Source organism: Streptomyces gobitricini (genome assembly GCF_039532985.1).
Taxonomy (GTDB): domain Bacteria; phylum Actinomycetota; class Actinomycetes; order Streptomycetales; family Streptomycetaceae; genus Streptomyces; species Streptomyces gobitricini.
This window is the reverse complement of record NZ_BAAASR010000007.1, coordinates 157,327-181,447: the sequence shown is the minus strand read 5'-3', so window position 1 is coordinate 181,447 and position 24,121 is coordinate 157,327. Positions and strand designations below refer to the sequence as shown.

Genomic DNA, 24,121 nt, shown 5'->3' with positions numbered 1-24,121 from the left:
CGCCGATACTCACCCGTAACTGATGATGTCCATGCCCGCGTAGCCCATGGCGCCGCCCAGCGCGCAGCTGCCGACTGCCGCGCCGACCGCGCCGATCCCGCCGCCGAAGACGCCCGCCGCCTGGATGATTCCCGTCTCGGATGCGGCGCCCAGGCCAGCGATGCAGCCTGTGGCGGCCCCCACGATGCTTTCGCTGTCGCTGATCACGCCTCCTACCTTCTGGAGCCAGCCGAGCCCTGAGGGGTCGATGCGGTTGATGGGGTCGCCCGTGGCGTAAAGGTAGGGGTTGGTTTCCTGGCCGGAGGGGTCGGGTTGGGTGAAGCGGCTGGTGTTGGGGTCGTAGTAGCGGGCGCCCATCTTGTACAGCCCGGTGGGGTCGGCGTAGGTGCCGGCGAAGCGGTAGGGCTGGGGGATGGTTTCGGTGGTGGTGCGGGCGCGGCCGGTGGGGTTGTAGGCGTAGGTGTGGGTGCGTGTGCCCTGCTCGTCGACGAGGCCGAGAACGTTGCCGGTCGCGTCGGTGAGGTAGTAGTAGCTCTTGCCCCCGGTTCGCATGGAGTTGAGTGTGCCCGCGGGTTCGCGGATGAATCCGGTGTCGACTCCGGCGGTGGTGGTTCCGGTCAGCCCGAGGGCGGTGTGGTGGAACCAGGTGTCGCCGAGCTTGGTGCGTTCGCTGTTGTCGGTGCCGGCGTGGACGGCGTCGCGTGCGGTGCCGGAGGTGGTGATGGTCTTCAGCTGGCTGTGGTCGGTCCAGGTTTCGCTGGAGCGGGCGTAACCGGTGCCGGGGGTGGCGGCGGTTTCGTTGCCGGATTTGTCGTAGGCCCAGCCGTCGGTGGAGCCGCCCTTCGAGATGAGCTGGGAGGCGTCGTTGTAGCCGAAGGTGGGTGTGGTGGGGCAGGTGCTTGCGGAGGAGTCGTAGTGGGTGAGGTTGCCGGCCTTGTCCCAGCAGTACAGCCATGACGCTTTGCGGGCACCGGCCGCGTCGGCTTCCTTGGCGTACGACAGCCGCCCCTGGGAGTCGTAGGTGTAGCTGAGGGTCAGCTTGGCCGCATTGTCGGTCCGGGTGCGGATCTTCGTGCCGTCCGTGGTGCCGCCGACGCCGTAGCCGTAGCTGTAGGCCAGGTCCACCAAAGTGGTCGTACCCGAGACTGCCTTGATGGCCTTGGGTCGGCTGGACTCGTCGAGTGTGACCGTGTGCGTGGCGCCGCCCGGGTAGACGGTCTTGGTGCGTTTGTCGTTGTTGTTGTAGTCGAAGTCGGTCTTTTTGCCGCCTGGGTCGGTGAGGAAGTCGAGGCGGCCGGCGGCGTCCCAGGTGTAGTCGGTCTTGCCGTTCGGGTCGGTGTAGTAGTCGACGTCACCGCCCGGTGTGTACGCCAGCAGTGTCTGAGCGCCATTTTGCAGGGTGCGGGTCGATTCGCGGTTGAGTTCGTCGAAGGTCCAGATGGTGGTGCCGGAGGCGTCGGTGCGCGAGGTGAGGTTGCCGTCTGCGTCGTAGGTGTAGGTGACGGTCATGCTGGTGGAGGAGACCTGCTTGACCCGGTCGCGGGTGTCGTAGGTGTACACGCTCTTGATGCCGCGTCCGTCGGTGACGGTCTCCACCCGGCCGAGGCCGTCGTGGGTGTAAGTGAGGATGCCGAGCGGGGCGGGCGGGGTGACCTTCGACAGGTTGCCCCTGGTGTCGTAGGTGAAGGAGGTGACCTTGCCGTTGGCGTCCTTCGCCGTGCACCGCTGGCCCTCGAACCCGCCGCAGGTCGGTGTGGCCTTGTTGTACGTGTACGACCGCTGACCGCCGGCCGTGCCGGTGGTGGTCACGGTCTGGGTGTTGCCGTTGGTGTCGTAGGTGTAGTCCTCCTTCTGCCCGTCCGGGGTGCTGAAGTCCTTCGGCAGGTCCGTGCCCGCGATCGTCTGATACGTGGAGACGGCGGCTGTGGCCCCGGTGGGCAGTTGGGCGCTGGAGGGGTTGTTGCGGGCGTCCCAGCCGTAGGTGGTGACGTTCCCACCGGTCCCGCCCGTGCCCATCGCGTCGGTAGCAGTCTGCACCAGGCGGTTCTTGTAGGTCTTCGAGCGGGAGTGGCCGAGCGGGTCGGTGACCTTGGTGATCTCACCGTCCGCGTTGTGCGTGTGGACGGTCTTGTCGCCGTCCGGGTCGGTCAGCGTGGTGGTGCCCGCGTCCGAGGGGGTGGCGCCGGAGTAGTCGTAGCGCCAGGTCGGGCCCGTGTGGCCCGTGCTGGTCGACTCCGTTGCCCGCTGCACCGAGCGCACCCGGTTGTGGGCGTCGTAGGTGAACAGAGTGATGGTGCCCTCAGGGGTGGTGACCTTGGTCAAGCGGCGGGAGGAGTCGTACTCGTACGACGTCGCCTCGCCCGCCGTATCGGTGGCCCTCGCGAGGTCGCCGGCCGGGTCGAGATCGAAAACGGCGGTGCGGCCGGTGTGGTCCTTGGCCTGCCACTGCGAGGCGTCGGTCTTCACCAGGTCGATCCAGCGCCCGGAGCGGGTCTCGGTCAGCTTGAAGCCCTTGTGCTCGGCCGTTTCGTCGTGCTGGTCGACGGTGATCGTGCCGTTGTTCTTGTCCGTGACCTTCGTCAGCGTGCCGTGGGCGTTGTAGGTGTCCTTGGAACCGGACTTGCGGTCGGTGAGGGTGTAGGTGCCGTCCGCGTTCTTCTTCAGGTCCTTGGAGTAGCCGGCCGGCGTGGTGAAGGAGCCGTCGGCGTTCTTCGCGAACCGGACTGCGTCGCCCGTCGTGTCGTGGATGACGACTTCGGTGTCGAGGAGTTGGGCGTAGCGCTCATAGCCCTGCCACCAGCGCTGCGACATCTTGCCCCAGGCCGCGTCCAGGGAGTTGTAGGTGCGGGTGAGCTGCAGTTTCTGGCCCACGCCGGCGATGCTGAAGTCGGTGGCGGCGAGCATGAGGTTGCCGTTGGACAGGTTCACCCTCGCGACCAGAGCATCGTTGAGGCGCGTGTCGGAGAGCTCGTGCCAGGGGGCCTCGCCCTGACCTTCGGGCACGTACGTCATCTCTGCGGCCGCCGCAGCGACGCCGCTGCGCGCGGCCGGTGCGTTCTGCGTCGTCTTGCCCGTGGCGCGTGTCTTCTGGGCGGCGCGCCAGGCGGCCCGTTCGGCCGACGGTTCGGCTTCCGCCTCGGAGGGCGGGGCCTTCGTCGTGCCGACCGGGACCGGGGACGCTTCGGCCTTGTTCGGCGTCGTCCACGGGGTCGTCGCCTCGGGCAGTTGCGGCTCGGGCATCGCAGCCGCGAAGGCAGGCGAGGCGGAGACGACCAGCGACACGGCCGTCACGGCCGCGGCCAGGGCCGAGCGAGAGGTTCTGCGGGCACGCCGAAAAGACGTGCCGGGAGCACGTGAATGCATCAACTTCCCCCCACAGGAAGATTCACCACAGCGACCCCAATGGCCACCGGGCGCACACAAGCTTCCACAAGTCGTTGACCACTCGCGGCGCCGTGCCCCCAATATTCGAACGTATGCGCCCCGGAATCAGCCCCGCCGCTTCAGGCGGACAAAGGCGAATTAACCTGTCCAGTCGGGTGATTCCAAGACCTGGCGACGAGCCTGACGGCTCACCGCACCGGAGTAACCTGGCGAGAAGCATTCGATCACCCGCACCACTTACGGGACGCCACAAGCACCCCCGGCGCACCCTCGACGCCGCAGCTCGCATGCGAAGAGACTGTCCAGCAGATCGTCGCTGCCCTCACGCCGAGTTCTGCACCGCCGACGTCTGCCGATGCCCGGGCTGCTCGCTCACGACGGCCAGAACGTGGCGAGCCGAGACCCCGGTCAGGACGCGGTCGCCGCGCCGCGCAAGGCTGATCGTTTTTTCGTAGTCGCGACCCTTTATGAGGATGCGAGCACCCTCGCTTACTTGCACCGGTGGGGAGCCCATCTGCAGCACAGTGGTGCTTTCGTCAGGCAGGTTGCCGCAAACCACTTCATTGATGGTGATCTTCGTTATGGTGCCAGGGACCCCTTAGGGGCCTGGGACAGCCGATCGGCCGAGGGCACTCGCGAGCGGGCCATGACCTCGAGGAACGCGGGTGCGTCACATGCCTGGCCTGGCCGGACGAAGGCGAGCGGCCGGTAGTTGCTGTCTGAGGCGAGGTGGATCTTCGTGGTCAGTCCGCCGCGGGAGCGCCCGAGGGCATGGTCGTTCGGCTCGACGGCCGGGGCCCTTTTGACGGGCCCCGGCGGCGTGCTGGTGGGCTCGGACGATGGTGGAGTCGACCGCGACGACCCAGTCGAGGTCGCCTTCGGCGTCGCCCTGGGTGAGAGAAGGGCGGTGGAGACCTTCTCCCAGGTGCCATCGGTGGCCCACTTCCGCAGCCGGTTGTGGGCGCCCTTCCATGACTCGAAGCGTTCGGGCATGTCCACCCATGGCGTGCCGGTGCGGTAGTTGAACGCGATCGCGTCGATCACCTGCCGGTGATCCCGCCACCGCCCATCCCGCTTCGGTGTCCGGTCCAGCAATAACGGCTCGATCCTCGCCCACGATGATCTGACGGTAAAGGCTTAGGTCAGGGCTTGGGTGGCGCGGTGCCGCCGGAGGTGGTGACGGCGAAGGCGTCCTGGTCGATGACGCGGTTCTCGCCATGGAAGGCCCACATCAGGCTCCCGCTGTGGGAGTTCTGCCTCTCGTCGATCATGCAGACGCTGTAGCCCTTCGCCCCCGTGGCGATCGGCAGGTCCTTGACGTTGCAGTTGTCGTGCACGGTGCGGCCTGGGCCGCCCGAGGTGGCAGCGCCCTCGTTCGTGGACGCGAACGGGTACTCGTCGCACGAGCGGCCCGGCAGCCTCCGGGCGTCGCGCACGGGCCCGGACTTCGGGCAGGACAGCTGCCGGTTGATGTCCCGCTTGACCTTGTCGGCCTGCCGGTGCAGCGGCCGCCCGGGGGCGCCGGGCAGCCCGGACTTGATGGCCTCAGCCACATGCCAGGTCTGCTCCAGGGTGAGGGATGTCAGCTCGAAAGTGGGAGTGAAGCCGGAGACGACACAGCCCTGCCGGTAGCCGCCCCGGCTCGTCTTCATGGTGGAGTCGCAGCGCAACTGGCTGTTCCGGATCGTGCCGGGGGTGGAGTGCGTCACGTCGGGCGAGGCGTTGCCGAAGCTGTAGGCGAGCTGGAGGGTAGCGCCTGCGGACGTGTTGTCCGCCATCGACTTCTCCTTCCACGTGATCACGATTGCTTTCGTGCTGTTCGGCTTGATGATCGATCCGCTGGCGGGCCCGTCGATGCTGTAGGTGCCCGATCCGTTGCTCGGCTTGTAGACCAGGGTAGGGGTGCCGACCTTGTTGATGAAGTTCCCGAAGTGGATGCGGAACTCCTGCTTCATCTCGCCTGACTTGTGGGAGCTGAGGATTCCGACCTTGACGACGAACGGCATCCTGCCGATCTCGGCGCCCTTGGTGTCGTGGACGATCAGCGCCTGGTCCCTCCAGATACCGCAGGCGTTCTTCCGGTTCACCCGCCACTGGCCGTCCCAGGGGGCGGTGGTGCACCAGGCGGGGATGGTAGTCCCGTGGGTGTCGGGCCCGTCGATGATCGGGTCCTCGGGCTCATCGGGATCGTCCAGCGGGGCCCGGGCGGCGGCTCCCTCCCTGATGCAGGAGATCCCGGCCTTACAGGCGTCGAGGTCACCGAGTCTTCCCGAGACCTTGGGGTTGGGTGCGGAGGTGTTGGCGTCCCTGGCGAAGTCGTCCAGGGTCACCGGCCGCTGCTCGTCCACCGTGGGGTCGATGTCGCCTTCCTCCGGGGTGGCCCCGGAGGCCGGATCGGTCGGAAAGCCCATCGTGCCGAACTGGAACTCCTGGTCGAAGGAGGAGCCGCGCGGCTTCTGGTCGGCGATCGGGTAGCCGTACGGGCCCTTCTCGTACCCTGACAGCGTCCACTTCGACAGCAGGCCGCCGCTGACCGGGTGCGCCCCGTACGCCTCGGTCCAGTAGATCATCCCGTGCTCGAAGCGGGAGCCGCGCCCCAGACCGTCGGGGGTGGTGAACTCGTCGCTGATCGGGTAGCCCAGGTAGCCGCCCTCCCAGCCCGCCTCGCCCCACTTGTCTCGGATCGCGCCGCCCACCGCGTACGCCTCGTTCAGCTTCCAGTAGATGGTGGACCGCTCGAAGTACTGACGGCGCCCCACACCGTCGGCGTTCACGATCTCGTCCGAGGTGGGATAGCCCACCTTGCCTGCCTCGTAGCCGTTGCGGGCCCACGCGGCGAAGAAGTGGTTCACGACCGGGTGGGCGCCGCCCTGCGGGGACCAGTAGATCGGCCCGTTCACGAACTCCGTCCGCTTGCCGTACCCGTCGGGGTTGGTCAGCTCGTTCGACTTCGGCAACGACAGGAAGCTGTTGGGGCCACCCAGCTCGTTGTACTTGTTGCGAATCGCCCCACACACCTCGTACGGAGCGGGCCAGTACACCTGGCAGTCCCCGGCGGCCGCCAGGCGCGCTTCCATCGTCTCGGCCTTGTCGGCGTCCTTCTTACTAAAGCCACGCGGCACCTGCTCGCGATCCGAGCGCATCCTGCCCGGACTGATATGGAGCTCCGGGCTGACTGTAGGCCGCCACCTCGGTGAAGCGGGCGAGGCAGATGAGGCGCCGGCCATACTGGCCGTGCTGCCCACCATCGCGAGCACCACAGCCACGACCACCAGCAGTCGTCGTCTGAACATCACGGCCCCCTAGCTCGTCACGGCGCGCCCTGAGCACGCCGCCCGCAGTAGTAGAACGCAACATCCGACCACGGCCGCTACCCGTGTTTGAGCCAGGTTTCAGGCCCCGTTGAAGCATCAGGCCGGCCACGGTGCTCCACGTCACCTGACGCCCGGAGCTCCTCACGCCCACCCCGCCGACGAGCCGGACGACCACGCCCTCGGACGCTCCCGCGACGGACTGACCACGAAGATTCACCTCGCCTCAGACAGCACCTGCCGGGCCCTCCCGTTCGTCATCACACCTGGCCAGGCCGGTGACGCGCCCGCGTCCGAGCGGGTCATGACCCGGCTGCGGGTGCCCCGCCGGACCGGCCGCCCCAGGGTCCCGCCGGACGTCATCCTGGCCAACAAGGCCTGTCCGTCCCGGGCGATCCGCCGTCATCTGCGGCGGCGCGGAATCCGAGCGGTGATCCCGCAGCCCGCTGACCAGCCGCCCACCGCAAACGCCCGGGCCGCGGCGGCCGCCCGCCTGCCTTCGACCGCGAGGCCTACAAGCAGCGGAACACCGTCGAGCGCTGCATCAACAAGCCCAAGCAGTGGCGCGGTCTGGCCACTCGCTACGACAAGACCGCCACCATCTACCTTGCCGGACTCCACCTCGCCGCCATCTTCATCTGGTCGGCGAGGTGATCGGGAAGGGAACGGCCCACACCAGGGTGGCGATCGAGGGCATCCGCGCCGGCCGCCCCTACACCGAACTCGGCTGGACCTGACCCAATGGGGGAGCGACCGCTTCCTCGGCCGCTTCCTCAGTGGGTCAGCCAGTGATCGAGAAGAAGAACGAGCCGCCTTCGGCCCACCAGGCGCCCTCGCCCTTGTTCCATTCCAAAGCTCAGCCGTCGAGGGCCTCGATGAGCTCCCCGAGGTCGTACCGGAGGTCGGGGTCGACGCGGTCCAGCACCGCGCGGTACGCCTCCACCGCGAGGCCGGCCTTCGCGAGGGGCCAGCAGCCGATCTCAGAGCGGGGACGGGCGGCGGGCAGCTGAGACAGGCGACCCCTCGGCGGGGCCGGCCGCGCGCAGGCGAACGCGGGGGCGGGCTCTGCAACGGAGTGGGCGTCTGCACGGACGCGGACACGGGGCGGCGCCTGGACGATGAGACACGCACACGAGGCCCTGTCTCATTCGGTGAGGCAGGGCTTTCGTCGTTCTACGTTTCGCGCTGTGTCTCGCCCTCCGTCAGGGGATAGGCGGAGTCAGGCAATAGCGTGCGTAGTAGACGTATGCATGAGCAGGTGCGGTGAGCTGGCTCTGGGAAGCGAACTCCGTGGCCTTGTCAAAGAGATCCTTGCTGTACTGGGCCCAGGAGATGTACTGCCCCAGAGCGGTCAGCTTCCAGTTTTCATAGACGATGTCGATATACCTCTGGACATTCTGTGCTGACGCATCAGCAAACCAGAAGCTTGTGGGTGGCTTCAGCTCCTGCTTTTTCTCCGGCGCCAGAGCATTCCATGCTTGTTCGCAAGCGAACTGCTTAATACAGTCCGCACCGTTCTTCTTGAGGCTCTCGCTAAGTTCTACCCAAGCCGTGTCGTCGGGTGGTACGGCGAATGGCCGAGAGCTGTCAGCCAGGATGGCAGCTGTTTGAGGTATTTCTGCCTGTCTTTGCCCCTGACTGATGGCGATCTCCAACGTATCCAGGGCGGCTTCAGCTGCCTCCCTTGCAGCCATCTCTTCGCTCGATAGATTGTCCGGGACGCGGGCCAAATTCTCGTCCAGTCGCGCTTTGAGTGCGGACAACTCACTGCTGTCCATAGGGCGGGAGATGGGCCCAACGGCTTGATCTGCCTGTCCAGTCAAACTTTTCAAGGAGTTTATCATCTCGTCAGTGCCGCCACCGCCACGGGGGCACCCGGTACCGAGGAGAATGAGCAATAGTGCCGCTAGAAGCGTGGCGAAAATCCGAGGCCTGGTCATGCCGGACGACCTTCAACTGGGAAGTGATCAACCACTATCCGACATAATGCCCAGCCGGACACTGTGTGGCTTCCTGATCCATGGCGCGAGAACATACAGGGCACACTTTGATGCGTCCGGAACCGGTGCCCCGAAGAGTTCCGAATAGATCTTTGAGGGACCTGGCGACTCTTCGTTGAGCAACCGGAATTGTCTCCCACGGTGTTCGCGTAACGGGGTCTGCATGGACTTCCGGTGGCGGAATATTTCTCTTGCCGAATAGCACATCTCGAAGTCCCATGATGTCCTCCGGATGATGGTTCAAGTCCCTTTCTATTTTACGCTGCTGCACCCACTCGGCACCTCGACCAGCGAGTCTCTGGGTGACCTCCAGCCTCGAAGGAAGGTTGGCGGGAGCAGGCTGCTTCAGCTGAGCCGGAGCGTCCGGCCCGGGCGGTGCGGCGTGGAGGGCAGCGGCTCGAGGGTGTCACGCCTCAATCAACGATCCAGCGGGACGGATGGTGGCCCACCCCCGCGAGCTGCCGGCACCGAAATCTTCAGTGCGGCACTGAAGGGCGTACTGAAGTGAATCGTGCGCGACTGGAATGTTCCGTGCCGTCCGACACGTTCGTTCCACCATGGCGACCGGGCCCCGCCCGCGCTTCTCCGTCCACACCGTGCTCGTTGCTGCCCCCGACTACGACGGTCCGTTCGACAACCGTCTCCGAGCACCTGCACGCGCCACTCCAAAAGTGGGTCGACGACGCGCTCCACTACGACGGCCATCCGAGGGAACGGGAGGACCCATGCCGTCTGCGCCGGGTCCGCCTATCAGGTCAACGAACCGAGGACAGGTTGCAGGAGCGGGACCGGGCCCGCCGCCGGGTCGGCCGCAGACCACCTCGCCACCGCCTGGCAAGCGGCCTACGCGCGCGGCCCAGACCCTGCGCACGCGTACAGCAAGGCCATCGAGGCCTGGGAGCCCGACCGTGCAGCGGTGCTCACTGGTGCCACGGGCTCGGCTTGCAGCTCCCTTGACCCGCTGGGCAGCCGTCCGGCTGGCGTCCGGTCAGGCATGTGCGTGACGGGGGGCGGTCGCCTTTCGTGATGAGGCATGGTGGGCGGGCCTGCTCGCGCCTGCGGCCTCGAGGCGCCGCAGCCACACCGAGGCCGTGAGCAGGAGACCGCTGAAGACGGTCAGGAGGAGGACAGACACCCACATCCGGCGGCTCCCGGGAGCCTCCCAGCCCGCCCAGGCCGCCGCAGCTGCCCACAGCAGGACGCCCATCGCATAGAAGGCGCGGACCCGGCGCAGCTGCCGCACGACCCGCAGGGACATGACGCGATCCATCTTCGATGCCATGCCGGCCCGCCTACCCCGATACACGTCATTCACCGGCCAGTGAGGCACTCACGACAGCTGGTTGTCTCACCCACCCGAAGTGAGGGGCCGAACCAGGTAGCCGGGGGGGGCCGTGTGGTCATGCTCCAACCGTGACAGGAGCCGCGGATTGGTCAGACTAGGGGGCATCGGTGAGCAGTGGTCGCATGAAGGTGCGTTCGTTCGTAGCGCAGTACGCAGCCGCTTTCGTCCCTGATGCGGTCCGCGTTGATGAAGTCGGGATTCCGGCCGAGCAAGGTCCGGTATTCCTCGTAGGTGGCGAGGCTGTGGAAGCTGAACAGCGCGAGAGCCTTGTCGCTGACGCCCTCTGCCGGGCAGGAAGTAGCCGTGATGTGTGCCGCCGTGACGGTCGACCAGCTCCATGATCCGCAGCATTAGGTGCGGGGCGATCTCGGGGGCGCGTGCCGGGCGGGATAGCGAGGCTGGGCGGATAGCAAGGCTGGGTGTGGGCAGCAGCGGCTTGGTGCCGTTGATCGGGAGGCGGTGAAGGTAGTGCCCGTCATACGGCTTGAGAGCGATCGTGACTTGGTGCAGCAGGTGGTACGGGGTGCCGAATGTCGCGTCCGCGGGGCGTTGTCCGCTCTCACAAGTTCTTCAGGTGGTTGTTGAGGCGGTGGAGATGGCGCCAGGTCGTGAGGTCGGCCCCATCGCCGAAGGTGTAGTGCAGGGCTGGGCGCACAGCCGGACCTAGACGTTGCGGGCGGGGTGACTGGAAGGACTCGGCGTGGTTGCGGCCGATAGCATGTACGGCGTCGGAGCCCAGGGTGAAAGAAAGCGGGATGGGCGCTGGCTCGTGGTGGGACGGGGTTGTCAGGTCGGCACAGCCCGTCCGCAGGTGGGTGAGCATCGAGGTGAGGTTGTGCTGTGTGACGAGGGTTCCAGCGAGTTCGGCGAGGGTATCGAGGGGCGGGGGCTGGTTGGTGGTATGGCCAGTGGCGAGAGTGAGGTGCTCCTCGACTCCGGCACGGGTGTGGATGATGCGGCAGGTGGCAATCGCCGGGCTGTCGGGGGTGCCTACGGCGACCAGCCAGGTCGGGGCGCCCTTCTGGGCCCGGGCGCGCGCCAGTACGGTGAGCTGTCTGGGCGACCAGGGCATGGCGACTGGTTCGGCGGACGACCAACCGGCGGGCGGGGCGCCGGTGAGGGTCTGCCATGCGGTTTCCAGGGCACCGCCAAGGGTCAGGTCGTCGGAGGCGGGGTGGGTGGTCCGGATGGAGAGGTGCAGCTGCTGGTGGCCTTGTACGGCAGTGCGGGCGTGGAAGGCCTCGGCGAGGCGAGCACGGCCGTGCTGCTGAGGAACCTGGGTGAAGCGGTCTTGGTTCCAGTGGAGTACGGCGCCGGTGAGACCGTCGTAGTAGCCGCACTCAGGGTCCTGTACGACCCAGCTGGCCGGGACGATGGTCAGCAGGCTGCGGGCTGGCAGGGTCAGCCGGGTGCTGGGCGGAGTGACTATATGCAACTCACGTCCTGATGGGATGGTGCGCTGTATCAGGTCGGTGAGCCAGGTGGTCGCGGCGATGAAGGGTCGCTCCTGCAGGATCACCGCCGCCTGGGGCGTGAGGATGTCAACCGGGAGCGGGTCGTCAACGGGATCGGCGGCGCCAGCGGCCGGGACGGTGACGACACTGGTGTGCGCGGCGGTGGGCGGCCAGGTGGAACCGCCCAGCAGCGATGTGAGGCGTCCGGCCATCGACCCGGCCAGCCTCCCGGCCTCCGCGACCGCCGTGGTGGCCCGAACCTCGGTCCACCACACTGGCGCCTCGGTCTGTGCACTCGTGCCAAGCAACCGGTGGACTTCGCCCGGCACTTGTACGAACTGCGGCACGTCGACCGTCACGACGGTGTGTCCATCGTGCCCGTGCAGGCGGACGACAGCCCCCTCGGCTCGGCTGCTCACCCGCAGGTCAGGACCGCCGGCGTACAGTGCGGCCAGCACACTGCGGGCGTCCGGCATCTGCGGGGTCAGTGCGATGACGTCCTTTGTCACACACTTCCTCACACATAGCTGTCAATGGTTAGAGGCGTATCCGACGCGTGGGCGGTTTAGCTCGGCGAGCGACTGCATGAGGCGAAGACCGTGACCGGCTTCTTAAGGCACAGCCGGTGACGTCACTGCCTTGGTGCCCGCTGAATGTCCGCGAGAGGCACCTCAGCTGATACGGAACTACCTGGATTCAGCTGAAGAACGGCACACTCCGGAAGTTCAGGAAGTAGAGCACGGAACAGTGCTCGTTGCACTTCTGGGACCGAACTTGGCGCGTGCATGGGGCTCGAATAGATGTGTACAACCAAGCGGTCGTCACCTTCAGCATGCGACTCCACCATCGCATTCATCCCCGGGACCACATAAACGACCGCATCCACTAGGGCGCTCTGCACATCGGAGTCGGAGGCATACCCACTCGCGGCGAGTTGGATAACGGAATCCAAAGGATCTGTAGGCGCTTTGAATCCTCGGGCCTTTGGTGATGGACGATAGTTGGGGTTAGGCCGGAACTCGTCCGTAACATTTCCCTGGTTATCGACTCGCCATGCCCCAACCACCCCGTACGGGGGGACCTTGCCGAGCGGTTCGAAGTAAGGGTCGACTGCGTAAACCCAGGCGTTTGGCGTCTTAGCTGCCTGCGCTCGCACCGCGTCTGAAACCGGCGGCACCTCCGGCTGGAAGTCACCCATTTTTGCGCCCCCTACGTTGCTTGTTTGCGGCCTCTTGCTCATTCACGCTCGCGAGGCGCCAACGATCTCTGGAGGGCACGCTTGCAAAAATGTCTACCGTCTCAGGCCGGCCACTGTGCGACCAACGGTAGGCCCGTCGCCCACCGCCCATCTCAAGAGCCATCCTACTGGGGTAGACGTCCAGGCACGCTCCTTCGAGCGCAGGCATCACGCCCTGGGGCTCGAGGTCTCGCCTGACCTTCGAGAGCGCCGCAAAAAGGTTCCAGTCTGTGTGAGCTGTGGTATGCGAACCATGTGCGATACGTACGGTGTAGTCTGCTCCCGAGAATTCTGCCACTAGTCGACCAGGAACCTCTCCGACCTCCGAGACCAGAGTGATCTCCTTGTCATAAAGAATCTCTTTCTCACTTGACACGTTCAGCCTCGGGAAGATAGTTGGGGTTTGGGATGAATTCGCCTAGCTCTCCGGTTCCGTAATCGTAAGAGTACGCCCCCTTGATGTACTCGGCGCGAATTCCGCCCGGGAAGGCTACTTCTTCCTCATACGATAGCGAATGACCGCCAAGCGTGCGATTCACGTCTATCCCGCCCGGCGCGCCGACTGCATATGTGAACTTGCCGCCGAACTCGTCACCAATGTCTTCGCGGTAGGAAGTGCTGACGAAGGCTGATGGCTCATCTTCCGCAACGTACCGGGTGAGGTCCGTGTTCGACGGGCCCCTCGGCTCGAATCCATTCTCGAATACGTAATCCGGGGGACGGTTGTCACTGCGGTAGAGAGGTTCATGGCCCTCCCGCCATACGACGGGCACGCCCAGCTGGTCCAGATCTATGTTGCGGTCGGTTGCAACGGCCAGACGGTCTGGTTCGTCACCCGGTGCCCCGGCGGCGGCAGAGGAGTCGGGACCGTCGCTGCCGCCATTCCCTGTGCCTCCCGCACCGGGATGCTGGACAGGATCTGTGTGCTGCGCCCCAGTTCCGGGCTGGGCGTCGCCAGTTGCTCCGCCCTTCCCTGGCGCCTCATGCGGAATCTGCGACGCACCGGTGCCGCCGACGCCCGTGTCGCTGTGGCTCGCCTTGGGTGGCACGTACTCCCCCGCATGGGCAGTGGCATCGGGGGTGACGGCTCCCGCGCCTACCAGCTCGGGCTGGCGGGGTGTCTCGATCGAGGGCGCGCGTTCGGCGGCTGCCGGTTCGTGACGCGCAGGGGTGGTGTCGGGTTCGCCCTTCTTGCCGGGGATGAACTGTCCGTCCTGGATGCGCAGCTGGGAGCCGTCGGGGAACTCGAGCCGTTGAAGATGACCGTGGCGCTTGCCTTGGCAGGGTTGGTGGACCAGTCGTCCCAGGCGACGAACGACTTGGCGAACTCTTTGGCGTACGGCTTGCTGTCGTCCATGAACTCCTTCATGACCGGCGGGAGGTTCCGGTCGCCGTGCGGGTCGACCAGGTATGCCTCAGCGCCGACGATCACCCGGAGCAGTCCCTCACGGGCGGCGCCTCCCTCCTCGCCCGGGCTGAAGAGGTCGACCAGTCCCTCCACCGTGCCGGAAGCGTTGTCCCACAGACTGACCCCGAACTCCCGCAGGTGGTGGTCCACCCCGAACGGCAGGACCTCGCGTTCCTCCGGGCTGCCCCAAGGCAGGGACTCGGCCTGGGACAGCTGCTCGGCACTGAAGCCGTAGGGGTTCTCCTGCTTGCCGCTGCCGTCGTTGATGTGCCACTGGGTGCCGCCCACCAGGGCAGTGATCTTGTCGGCACAGGTCACCTCCGCTTGCTGGAAGGCGGCGACCGCGGCGTTCACCCCGTCCCACAGCGCCTGGTGCTCGGCGACCTTCTCCGCGTCCTTGCGCCAGTTCCCCAGCGGGCCGTCGTCGTCCTCGACCGACTCCACGAACCGGCCGGCCTGCCAGCGCAGCATCTCGAGCTGCTTGATGATCTCGACGACCTCGACCGCGTACGTCTCCAGGGCGCCAGCCACCGTCTCCAGCCGACCGGCGAAGGAGCCCGACGTGTCCTGCACGGCCTGCGTGGTGCCGAAGAGCTGCCCGGCCTCGGGAGCCTTGTACGAGACGCTCAGGTGCTGAAAGCGGGTGTGGACGTCGCTGCCGTTCTCCCTGATGGCCCTCGCCGCCTGCCGCAGCGCGGTGATGTCCCGCTGCAACTCCCCAAAGTCGCCGGTGAAGGTGGGTATCTTCTCCGGGCTGATCACTTCTCGCCCGCCCCCTTGCGAGTAGCTTCGAGGAACGCCGTCACATCAGGCGGCAACGTCGCCTGCCGCTGCGCGTTCCACGCCTGCTCCAGACTCCCCGCGAGGTACGCATTGGTCGCCTCGATGGCACCATTCGCCGACCTGCTGGCACGCAGCGACAACGACACCGCGTCCCTCTCCGTCCCCTCAACGAACTCCCCCAGGGCAACCGCCACCAGCCCCGCCGCCCCGGCCCCACGGCCACCGCTGTCCCCGCCGATCGCCAGCGTGCCGACCGACGCCATGGCCCCTTGAACAGACGCCCCATACAGCTTGATCCCCGCGTTCATGCCCTCAGCGGCCTCCCTCACCTGAGAGATCACCGACTGCACTCCCGACGGCTCTATGTCCCACCCCGTCACGACAACCCCCGTGTATCACTCCGCAAATACGTCTTCGCGACCTGTCCCAGTATCACCCACACCACTGACAATAGGATCTTCATTCGGCGGACTCCGGGTGAAGGGGTCGGCTTCCAGCCACGAGACACCAGGCCCTGGCAAGACGGCCTTTCTTCGTGCGCAGGGCTTGCGAGCAGCCCGGGACGGAGCTGCTCCACCGGGCGGGCGGCAGGGGTGAGCGGACCACTGCGCGAACGGCCGCATACGCGAATGTGGGCGGATCTGTGCTGACCAGAGAACGGCTCGGCAGGCCAGCCTACGGCCCCAGCGCCGAAGGGGCGGAACCCGAAGCCCCCTGCGTCTCCTTGACTCGTGAGGTGTTCCGGCCGAACGCGCGGGTGACTCGCAGGTGTGGTGACCGGCTCCTGCGAGGGTGAAGACGCAGCAGGTCACGCAGAGGGGTTCCCGACTGTGCCCAGGTGTGCAGCCGGTCGCGGTCGATCCAGTGCACGTGGTGCTGGTCTCCCCAGTGCTTGGCGTCCCGTGTGAAGCCACCGTTGGTGACCACGACGGCGATGTTCGCTCCGTGGACGGGGCCGGCGGTGCCCTTGACCTGGTACATGACGTGCGAGCCGACCTTGGCCCCCACCTTGGTGTGCTTGGCCTGGATGACGATCCGACCGTACTGGGGGTGCTGGCCGATGACGTCGGCGGCCTGATCTCCCTGCTGGCCGACCCGGCGGGCCGTCCAGCCATCCCGTATCAGCAGGTCCCTGAGCGCGAACTCGAACTGAACGTCGCTCAGCGCGTCGACCTCGGCGAGAGTCAAGCGTAGACGTGCCAGACTCGCAGCACGTGCACGGGCGGCCCGTGCCGAGCCCACCGCCCGGCCACCCGCAAAGACCACAGCTGCGCCGGCGATCAGGGCGAGGGCCGGCCAGGCCTGGACGGCGGCCGTCCAGACGGCGGCAGCGGTCTTCACGAGCAGCCCCGCTGTGGCCACGGCGACGACCGCGGCCGCGGCCCACTCCCCCGCATCCCGGGGCATGCGCGGCCTGGGCCGCCACCTCGCCATCAGCGTGACGCCGGCTGTGAGAGGGACGGCGCCGGCGAGTTTGCCGGGGTATCAGTGGCCTCACCGAACCCGACGACCTGTCCCCACAGCCAGACGCCGGCGACGATCGCAGCGATGCTCCAGCCGCTCATTTTCTTCCGGCCGGGAGCAGGCTTACGCCTGAGATAGCTGCGAACCCGGACGTAGCCCTCCGGTACCTTGCCCGCCATGTTTGCCCTCCCCTTTTTAGTAGGCGAGCCGCAGGGTACGGCTCGCTCCCTGTCCTTGGGTGTAGCAGCGGGCACTGACACAACCAGCGGAACGATCAGCAGCCAGGTCCTGTCCAGAGCGAGAAGTAGACATCCCCGCACGCGGCGTTCGATGCCGTGCCTTTGCACGCCGCTCACCTGGCCTGAGCCCTGGTTCACGCCGGAAAAAGCCAATCGTCGTTGACGCAGATGCGCTGGCTCGTGGCCAGAAATAACATGCATCAGGCTGCCTACGGCCGCGATGAACGGCGAGATCGAGAACCGCTGTTCGACATATGGCCCCCGAGGCCGAGGTCCACTGCTGCGGATTCCTCCGTGAGGGCGTTGTGGTTCCTCTCGCCGACCTCAGCCCTCGCCGACCATGTTCTTACGGGCAGGAGCGGGCTAGTACTGCAACGGTCTTTGCGGTGACGGATTGGCAGGTCGGTCGTTGATCTGCTCGTGGGTGGGGAACTCGTTGATGTCCGGTCGTGGGTGGGTGAACTGAAGGCTCTGCATGAGCGGTTCGTGCACCGTTTTGCCAGGTCGGAGCCGCGTGAGTCGGCGCTTGCCTATATGCGAGGGCTGATCGCTCAGCTCGAGCGGAAGAACGGCTGGACGCTGGCGGAGGAGGCCGGGCATGCGGGCCCGGACCGGATCCACCGGTTGCTGAACCGGATTGACTGGGATGCGGACGAGGTTCTGGACGACGTGCGTGAGTACGTCATCGAGCATCTCGGTGATCCGGATGCGGTACTGATCGTGGACGACACCGGCTTCCTGAAGAAGGGAGACCGGTCTGCCGGGGTCCAGCGTCAGTACTCCGGCACGGCCGGGCGCACGGAGAACTGCCAGGTCGAGGTCTTCCTCGCCTATGCCACCGGCCGCGGCCGCACCCTCATCGACCGGCGCCTCTACCTGCCGGTGTCATGGACCGATGACCGTGAACGGTGCCGACTGGCCGGCATCGGCGACGAGGTCGTCTTCGAGACCAAGGTCGCGATGGCCAGGGCGATGGTCCGCCGCGCGATCGGGGAGAGAATCCCGTTCGGGTGGGTAACCGCGGACGCCGGCTACGGCTACTCGAAAAGCTGGCGGACCGAGCTGGAACGATTGGATGTCTTCCATGTCGTGGCCACCACCCGCCATGACACCGTCGTGACCGGCTGGGCCATCGACCACCCTGTCCACGACCTGTTCCACGGCCTGCCGAGGCAGAAGTGGAAGCGCCGTTCCTGCGGGGACGGCTCTCACGGCCCCCGCGTCTTCGACTGGGCCAGGGTGGAGGTCAGACCCTGGCACCAGGAGGACCGCAGGCACTGGGTGATCGCCCGCCGCAGTGTCCGACGGCCCGAGGAGATCTCCTACTACATCGCCTACTGCCCCGCCGACACCACGCTGGACCAGCTGATCCGCGTCGCCGGCGCCCGCTGGGCGGTCGAGGAGTGTTTCCAGACCGCGAAGCAGGAATGCGGGCTGGACGACTACCAGGTCCCGGCGCTATCCCGGCTGGCACCGCCACATGACCCTGGCCATGGCCGCCCACGCCTGCCTCACCGTCCTTCGGGCCCGCGACATCGGCACCGGGAAAGCAGAAACGGATCCTCCGGCCTCGTCCCCCTCAGCCTTGCGGAACTCAGGCGCCTGATCCACCGCCTCACCCACCGCCAGCCGGAACCCCTCGACCACATCCTGCACTGGTCGAACTGGCGACGCAGACGACAACACCAAGCCCGAATCAGCCACTACAAACGACGCGGCCACACACCCCCATGACCTGCCAACCCGTCACCGCAAAGACCGTTGCAGTACTAGGCCCCGACAAACCCTTTTCTCGGCCTGCTCTGCATGGCGGGTCGATGACTGCGCGAGCCCAACGGCCAGAGCACTGCTGGAACTATGACGCGACGGCGGCGGACCGCGGCCGAGCTGGGGTGGCCGCGGTCGGCGGCTCAGCCGACATCACGCCCGTAGGCCCCCGGCCTGCTGTGACTGTGGATCAGGCGGCGGCCCGGTTATCAGTCGTCCTCGTCGCTCAGTGGCGGCCCTGTGTAGACGAGGTCGAGTACGTAGCGTTCCTGGATGGGCGACTCTGCCCATGCCTCGGTGATTTGGCCCGGTGTCCAGTCGTCGGTGATGCGTTGCAGGATCTGGTCGTAGTGTGCCTTGGCGGGTTGCCTGCCAGCCCACCAGGCGTGGCCGGTGTATACGCCAGGCTGGGGTAGAACAACTTCTCCGGCGGGTCCGAAAGTGAGCTGGTTGACCACCAGGATGCCTGTCTCGGACTCAAGCGTGACCGCTACTTGTCCTTCGGCATCGGCGGGTGGTGCGGGTGGTGTGCCGTCCCAGAGCCGGATGGTGACGTTGACGGGGATGTCTGGCTGCAGGGAGAGGAGGTACACGTGGTAGCCGTTACCGGCCACCACGTGCTGTTCTGCTGCCTTAAGGGCCTGCTCATCGCCGAGATAGGCGTCAGCGTCGTAGACCTCGACAATGCACCGGTCAGGGCGGGCTGTGACGCTGTACTCGGCGACAGGCTGCATGGGGTCCTCCTTGGTCAGGGGGTGATCTTCACATAGAAGGGGTCACCGTCGAGTATGCGGTTATTTATATACATGTTGTTGAGCCTCTCTCCGCCCGTGCGGTTGTCTACACCTTCAATGAGCCGGACAGAGAAGCGCTTGTCTCCCTTCAAGGACCCTTCCTGGGTGCTGGCAAAGGGATACTCGTCACACTGGAGTCGCGTTCCGGAGTAATCGCCCCAGATCTTCTTGCACTCCTTGATGGAGTTCTCTCGCTGATCTCCTTGCTTCTTGGCATCAACGAGGCGATGGAGAGGCTCCTTCTCACCTGGCACAGACTTCCCCAGGAAGGACGGGAAAGTACGTTCGGGGCGCTTGAGCGCGTCGTAGATGTGCAGGGCACTCTCATTGACGGCTGGATCCTTCTGGCTCATCACAAGCTCGACACGTGCCTGCGTGAAGACGGCACCCTTGTGCTTTCCGGCTATGGAACCGGCGTAGTCGAAGCGGAAGTTGCTGATGTAGCTTCCTACTTCGACGTAGGGATCGACGTTGGGTGAGTTGACGGTGGTCGTCATGTCGAGAACAGCCAAGACCCGCTGCATGTTGCCCTGCGCGTGCTGCGGCCCCTTGTCCGGGGAGGTGTAGATGAGAGTCCATGAGGGCCGCGGATCCCAGACGCCAAGCAGCTCATCACGCTTCGTGACGGTGGGCTCCGTCAGCTTCGCGTCGGGGTCGCTGGAGCTGGCGTCGATAGTGGTGCTGAAGTGCTGTCCTAAACGCCACTCTTTGGCGTCCTCGTCGCCGTCGGTGGCTACTTTGATGTCCTCCACGCTGGCGACGAAGTCGACTTGCCTGGTTCCGTCATGGGCGAATCCCAGCACCCATGAATCGAAGATGAGCCGCCCTCTGGTCTTCTCCTTGTTGTTCCTGTCGCGGAGGACCAGGTCGTAGTGACGCTTGTAGCAGCTCTCGAAGCGGCTCTTGAGCCACCCGGTCTTGGTCTTGGCCGCCGCTTCCTGCTTGGCGCATTCCGTGCGCAGATCCGGTTCGTCGGCAGGCTGTGCCGGAGCTTGCAGGTCTGGGGCATGGCCCTTGTCGCGCTGCAGATAGGTGCGCAGAGGGACTGGGTCGGGCAGGTCCTGCAGATCCCCCGGGTGCGCCGTCGCCGCGTCGACGAAGTGAGAGCCGGAATCAGTTTTTGCAGGTGCGGGCTCGGCGTAGGCGGTGGCACCCGCCGGCATGAGTAACACGGTGAAGAGGCTGACAGCTGCGGTGCCGCGGGCCCAGCGGGTCACGGACGTGATGGCAGGCAAGGTCGCTCCTTGAGCCTTCTGTGGATGTGGTCTATGCATGGGGCCAAGGGGATGGCCTGTCGGATCAGTCGCGGCACATATCGCCCCAGCACGCTTCCAGCAACTGGCCCCCGAAGACTGAGTAGGTGGCCTCGAAGCCGACGTACGTACGACCACTGGGACGTAGACCCGGCGTGGCCTGGGCAGAAGTCACGTGCCATACCTGCTGGTCATCCGCGACGGCGGACCTTGCTGCGGCCGTGGTAACGGTGACATCTCGGGGGTCGACATGGAACGCTACTGCGGCTTGCGCGATCACATCCTCCTCGTTGATGAGCCGCCTCTGTCCGGTGAGTTCACTCGGCGGCGTAGCGGCGTTGCACTGCCGAATGGTCTGCACACATTCGGCCAGTCCGGGCACGGTGTTGAGGCAGCGGTCGGGCTCGTCTGTGAGGCACTGCTGGAGTGACGTCTGATCCACACCGTTGTACAGGACAGGGGCATGCATGGCGGGCGGCTGCATGAGCGAGAACGTGTTCGTGGTTCCAGCCGCTGCGGCGGCTGCCTTGCGGGGTTTACTCACTGTCCACTGAGCAAAGGACGTATTGTCCGTGAGTTTGGCGTTGAGGCAGTTCGGTGGCTTCTTGGAGGCGCTGCATGCGGGCAGCGTGACGACCTTTGCCGTGTTCTTGGTGGCCACTTGACGCCAGGTCTTGTTGCCATCCATGAACTGCATACGGTTGGCGATCTGGGGGACATCGATGTACTGGTGGCCTATCAGCTCCAGTCCGGTGTCGATCCGGTTGGTGGCTCCGGGGACAACCTTCAGCTGATCGGTGGTGCTCCCGACGGTGTTGAAGTCGTACAGCACGTCCCACTGGTCGCCCGTGGCCTTGCGCACCAGCATGTAGGTGTGGTTGCGGCCATCAGGCTTCGCCGGGTCCACGCCAGCGGTGATCGCCTTGGTCTTGCCGCCGTTCTTCCCGAGCTCGGTCCACTTGGGCCCGTAGGTGTGGGTGGTCTTGCCGGTCTTCTCCGCGTAGAGCCCGATTTCGATGTTGTGGGCGAATGGTGACCCCTCTGTATTGGGGGTCAGGCGTAGGTAGTTGGCCGCCGTGACCGTGGTGTTGGGCGTGTCCACCTTGTCGAAGGTGACCGGAACGTTTCTCCACGTAGCGAATCCGCCGATCATGGGCTCCCCGGGCTCGCTGCAGGTCATCGCGTACGCCTCGATGTTGCCGGCGTAGACCATGGTGCAGGCCTGCTGCGGCGGTGCCGCCTGAGCGGGAGTCGCGCTCACGAGCGCGAGCACGGTGGATATGCCTAACCCAGCGGCGCGAGCCGCGCGTGAGTTTCGTCGTGACGTACGCATCTCTTCTCTCATCCTGCTCGGTTCGCGGATGTGACGGGCCCAGTCCGGGCCCTTTTGACGAGGTGCAGCAGAGGATGGCCCGACACGTTCGGAAGCGGAGGAATGGAACGGGCAGGCAGCACGGTCTCAGACCAATGGTCTGCTCCATCCGCGGCCCCCAAGGGCTCTGCCAGCCCGCCGCGGCCTCCACGTGTACGGCTCATCGGCCGGCCGATATCAGTCCCCGGCCACAGCCAGCCCGTTAGAGGAGCGCGGCCTCAGGGGCAATGTGCTGCCCTGCCCAAGCGCGCGAGTGATGGCTTCCGCTGCTCATTACGTACCCCCTGCTGATCGATGAGGCCAGGCTCGGTGGTCAGCCGAAGCAAGATCCCCACGGACAGGCTGACCGTAACCGCCCCACCAGCTCAGCTGCCAGTGAGTAAGCTGAAGATGGCTGGTATGGGCCACGGAGCTGGAGCGCCTCCCTCGCCTGAGCCAATTTGGTCAGACCTTGGCCGAGAGCATGGCCGGAGCTGGCGGACTGCCCTGCCCTCCCGTTACCTCGACGGTCGGGGCGCCTCGCTCAACCGTGTGCCAGGCGGCGCAATCCGGCGACAGGGCGTCCAGCGACAACACCGCATGAGGATGGGCCCGATGCCAAGAAGCGCCGCAACCATGTATTCCGCTCCGCGCGTCGAGGCCGATTCTCACCCCCTGAGCATGCTTGACCAGGCTCGGTCACCGGGGGCGAGGGCGACAGCGGTCGGTTCGGCGCCCTCGAAGACGAACCTCTTCTCCACCGCTTGAACTTATTGCGGTCCTGGCGCAGAGCGACAAGCACGGCGGTTGCAGGCCTTCCGCTTCCATCACAGTCCCTGAGCATGTTCGGAGGCTGGGCGAGAGGACGCGCTCGGCCCGCCGGAGGAGGGAGAGCGCGGGTATCTGACCGAGTCCTCGCGAAGCAAGTGACGGGTCTGGCCAGGTCTGTGACGTGGCCGGTAAGAATCGGCTTCAGGGACGAAGCACACCGTGCAGACGTTGCACAGGCCTGCCCAGCCCCGGGAGGTACATGATGACTGCCGCTTCTGGGACTGGGTTCGCCGGGGCAGCCCTATGCACTGTCGCTCCAGGCCGACCGGTCAGCACAGTGGGTCAATCGCACGCCCAAAATGCCCAACACGAAGGGAGTAACGACCCGTAACCCCGAAGAAGGGGGCATTCCCTTGGCACGTGGGCGTATTGAGGGCTACGGGAGGCGCCAGGCCTGTGGCGGTCCCTGATTGGGAAGCCAATCGCTCCGTTGGGCGGCGGTGGTGTCGCGATCCGCTCCTGCAGCCGCGCCGACACAAGCAGGGGCGATCTGAACGAGGTCGGCAACGCTCAGGCCCGCGGCAGGGGCGATACGGTCTGCGATCACCTTGGCGCAGTCCGCCAGTGTGCGGATCTTCTTGTTCCGCGCGGCTTCGAGTCTGGTGCGGGCCACCTTGGCGTGCCTTGGCGTCCATCACGCTCCCTCGAGGTCGTTTGTGCGGGTGGAGACATAGGCGTTCGGGCTGCCGGAGTGTGAGATCAGGCGTCTGCCCAGGAGGAGTTGGGCGGTTTCGCGGCTGGCGGGTGAGGGTCCGGTGAGGTGGACGGCGGGGCTGGCAAGGTCAGTGACGCGCCCAGCGAGGACGGCGTCGGGAAATGCATGTGTCCCTGTCCGTTGCTTTCCCACCGGTCCAGGTTGGCTACGCCCTGACGGACAGAGGACGGCCCCTCGTACAGCATCGTAGAGAGCGCCCTGACGAGGAGCCCGATCCTCGCGCCGCTGGCGGGCCGCGATCGAGCGGGTCTGGGCCTGCTGGTGCGGCACGGCCCTTTGGCCCCGCCCGGCTCGGTGCAGGGGTTCGACCCCCGCGAACCGTCCCGCTTTCTCTCCTATCAGCCGATGGCCGCACCCGTCTCCGCGCTGGCTCCACCCGCAAGATCACGATCTGCAGCTGGAGTATTAGGAGCCGGTCGAACCCGTCGTGGGCCGATGCCAGGGGGTCAACAAGTTTGGCCACGACGAAGTAGTGCTTGCCGATCACGTATACCGAGGCGCGGTCATGGAGCGGACCGTCGGGTGCCAGCAGGTCGCCCAGGAGGTGGCGGCGCTGGCCTGCAGCAGCCCGGTGAACATCTTCTGGAACTCCAGCTGTGTCGCGGACATCTGGATCGCCGCCTCGATGCGCAGCGTGTCCACGATGGCAGCGGGCGTCCACGTCTTCCACGGGCCCCCGAGCCGAGGACCGTGTAGCAGCGCGTCGCAGCTCGCGAGGACCAAGGACTCCGGCGCCGGCACAGGAGACTGACCTCACGGAAGCACCAGGAATGCTTCGCAACCCT

The 24,121-nt window shown here is 66.1% G+C and carries 16 protein-coding genes and 3 pseudogenes; 2 read left to right on the top strand and 17 right to left on the bottom strand.

Going from position 1 to position 24,121, the window contains the following annotated elements; genetic code table 11:
* Positions 1 to 9: 9 nt before the first annotated feature.
* From ABD347_RS08030 to ABD347_RS08015, 4 genes and pseudogenes are all read right to left on the bottom strand, one after another.
* The gene (locus ABD347_RS08030; protein WP_344358281.1) at positions 10 to 3,240 is read right to left on the bottom strand and encodes an RHS repeat-associated core domain-containing protein; all 3,231 of its coding nucleotides are present in this window, start codon (positions 3,238 to 3,240) and stop codon (positions 10 to 12) included.
* Positions 3,241 to 3,706: 466 nt separating this feature from the next.
* Entirely contained in the window at positions 3,707 to 3,943 is a 237-nt protein-coding gene (locus tag ABD347_RS08025; RefSeq protein WP_344358234.1) for a hypothetical protein, read from the bottom strand.
* A gap of 20 nt (positions 3,944 to 3,963) precedes the next feature.
* Positions 3,964 to 4,494: pseudogene (locus ABD347_RS08020) on the bottom strand (IS5 family transposase); the annotation flags it as partial.
* A gap of 32 nt (positions 4,495 to 4,526) precedes the next feature.
* The gene (locus ABD347_RS08015) at positions 4,527 to 6,527 is read right to left on the bottom strand and encodes a NucA/NucB deoxyribonuclease domain-containing protein (protein ID WP_344358231.1); all 2,001 of its coding nucleotides are present in this window, start codon (positions 6,525 to 6,527) and stop codon (positions 4,527 to 4,529) included.
* Between the two features lie 331 nt (positions 6,528 to 6,858).
* On the opposite strand from ABD347_RS08015, the pseudogene ABD347_RS08010 reads away from it, so the two are divergent.
* Positions 6,859 to 7,349, top strand: a pseudogene (locus ABD347_RS08010) (IS5 family transposase); the annotation flags it as partial.
* 202 nt (positions 7,350 to 7,551) lie between these two features.
* On the opposite strand, the gene ABD347_RS30630 reads toward ABD347_RS08010, so the two are convergent.
* The 9 genes from ABD347_RS30630 to ABD347_RS30625 form a co-directional block, all read right to left on the bottom strand.
* Positions 7,552 to 7,701, bottom strand: coding sequence for a DUF7691 family protein (locus tag ABD347_RS30630; protein WP_425575603.1), 150 nt, complete (start codon positions 7,699 to 7,701; stop codon positions 7,552 to 7,554).
* A 196-nt stretch (positions 7,702 to 7,897) separates the two neighbouring features.
* A complete protein-coding gene (locus tag ABD347_RS08005; protein WP_344358229.1) occupies positions 7,898 to 8,473 on the bottom strand; it encodes a hypothetical protein in 576 nt (191 codons plus the stop codon).
* Positions 8,474 to 9,683: 1,210 nt separating this feature from the next.
* Positions 9,684 to 9,977 (bottom strand): hypothetical protein, encoded by a 294-nt coding sequence (locus ABD347_RS08000; RefSeq protein WP_344358226.1) that lies wholly within the window; start codon positions 9,975 to 9,977, stop codon positions 9,684 to 9,686.
* A gap of 622 nt (positions 9,978 to 10,599) precedes the next feature.
* The gene (locus ABD347_RS07990; protein ID WP_344358224.1) at positions 10,600 to 12,003 is read right to left on the bottom strand and encodes a DUF6177 family protein; all 1,404 of its coding nucleotides are present in this window, start codon (positions 12,001 to 12,003) and stop codon (positions 10,600 to 10,602) included.
* A gap of 122 nt (positions 12,004 to 12,125) precedes the next feature.
* Positions 12,126 to 12,692 carry a type VII secretion system-associated protein gene (locus ABD347_RS07985; RefSeq protein WP_344358221.1) on the bottom strand — a complete coding sequence of 189 codons (567 nt, stop codon included), beginning with the start codon at positions 12,690 to 12,692 and terminating at the stop codon, positions 12,126 to 12,128.
* A 404-nt stretch (positions 12,693 to 13,096) separates the two neighbouring features.
* Positions 13,097 to 13,504, bottom strand: a complete 408-nt coding sequence (locus ABD347_RS07980) for a scabin-related ADP-ribosyltransferase (RefSeq protein WP_344358218.1) — start codon at positions 13,502 to 13,504, stop codon at positions 13,097 to 13,099.
* Between the two features lie 323 nt (positions 13,505 to 13,827).
* Positions 13,828 to 14,901, bottom strand: a complete 1,074-nt coding sequence (locus ABD347_RS07975; protein WP_344358217.1) for a hypothetical protein — start codon at positions 14,899 to 14,901, stop codon at positions 13,828 to 13,830.
* Positions 14,898 to 15,302, bottom strand: coding sequence for a DUF6507 family protein (locus ABD347_RS07970; RefSeq protein ID WP_344358215.1), 405 nt, complete (start codon positions 15,300 to 15,302; stop codon positions 14,898 to 14,900). Before ABD347_RS07970 ends, ABD347_RS07975 begins: the two co-directional genes overlap by 4 nt.
* A gap of 295 nt (positions 15,303 to 15,597) precedes the next feature.
* Positions 15,598 to 16,110 carry a restriction endonuclease gene (locus ABD347_RS30625; RefSeq protein WP_425575600.1) on the bottom strand — a complete coding sequence of 171 codons (513 nt, stop codon included), beginning with the start codon at positions 16,108 to 16,110 and terminating at the stop codon, positions 15,598 to 15,600.
* A gap of 935 nt (positions 16,111 to 17,045) precedes the next feature.
* Between ABD347_RS30625 and ABD347_RS07960 the strand changes: the two are divergent.
* Positions 17,046 to 18,231, top strand: a pseudogene (locus tag ABD347_RS07960) (IS701 family transposase).
* A 370-nt stretch (positions 18,232 to 18,601) separates the two neighbouring features.
* Here ABD347_RS07960 and ABD347_RS07955 read toward each other — a convergent pair.
* From ABD347_RS07955 to ABD347_RS07940, 4 genes are all read right to left on the bottom strand, one after another.
* The gene (locus ABD347_RS07955) at positions 18,602 to 19,126 is read right to left on the bottom strand and encodes a hypothetical protein (RefSeq protein WP_344358214.1); all 525 of its coding nucleotides are present in this window, start codon (positions 19,124 to 19,126) and stop codon (positions 18,602 to 18,604) included.
* Between the two features lie 14 nt (positions 19,127 to 19,140).
* Positions 19,141 to 20,421: a NucA/NucB deoxyribonuclease domain-containing protein gene (locus tag ABD347_RS07950; RefSeq protein WP_344358212.1), complete on the bottom strand. Its 1,281-nt coding sequence runs from the start codon at positions 20,419 to 20,421 to the stop codon at positions 19,141 to 19,143.
* A gap of 64 nt (positions 20,422 to 20,485) precedes the next feature.
* Positions 20,486 to 21,712: a hypothetical protein gene (locus tag ABD347_RS07945; protein ID WP_344358210.1), complete on the bottom strand. Its 1,227-nt coding sequence runs from the start codon at positions 21,710 to 21,712 to the stop codon at positions 20,486 to 20,488.
* 2,107 nt (positions 21,713 to 23,819) lie between these two features.
* Positions 23,820 to 23,978, bottom strand: a complete 159-nt coding sequence (locus tag ABD347_RS07940) for a hypothetical protein (protein ID WP_344358208.1) — start codon at positions 23,976 to 23,978, stop codon at positions 23,820 to 23,822.
* Between the last annotated feature and the right edge of the window lie 143 nt (positions 23,979 to 24,121).

Excerpts from the sequence above, each read along its gene's own strand:
- ABD347_RS07985 (WP_344358221.1), bottom strand. The coding sequence starts at position 12,692 with ATGGGTGACTTCCAGCCGGAGGTGCCGCCGGTTTCAGACGCGGTGCGA.
- ABD347_RS07955 (WP_344358214.1), bottom strand. The coding sequence starts at position 19,126 with ATGCAGCCTGTCGCCGAGTACAGCGTCACAGCCCGCCCTGACCGGTGC.
- ABD347_RS08015 (WP_344358231.1), bottom strand. The coding sequence starts at position 6,527 with ATGCGCTCGGATCGCGAGCAGGTGCCGCGTGGCTTTAGTAAGAAGGAC.
- ABD347_RS08000 (WP_344358226.1), bottom strand. The coding sequence starts at position 9,977 with ATGGCATCGAAGATGGATCGCGTCATGTCCCTGCGGGTCGTGCGGCAG.
- ABD347_RS08005 (WP_344358229.1), bottom strand. The coding sequence starts at position 8,473 with ATGGACAGCAGTGAGTTGTCCGCACTCAAAGCGCGACTGGACGAGAAT.
- ABD347_RS08030 (WP_344358281.1), bottom strand. The coding sequence starts at position 3,240 with ATGCCCGAGCCGCAACTGCCCGAGGCGACGACCCCGTGGACGACGCCG.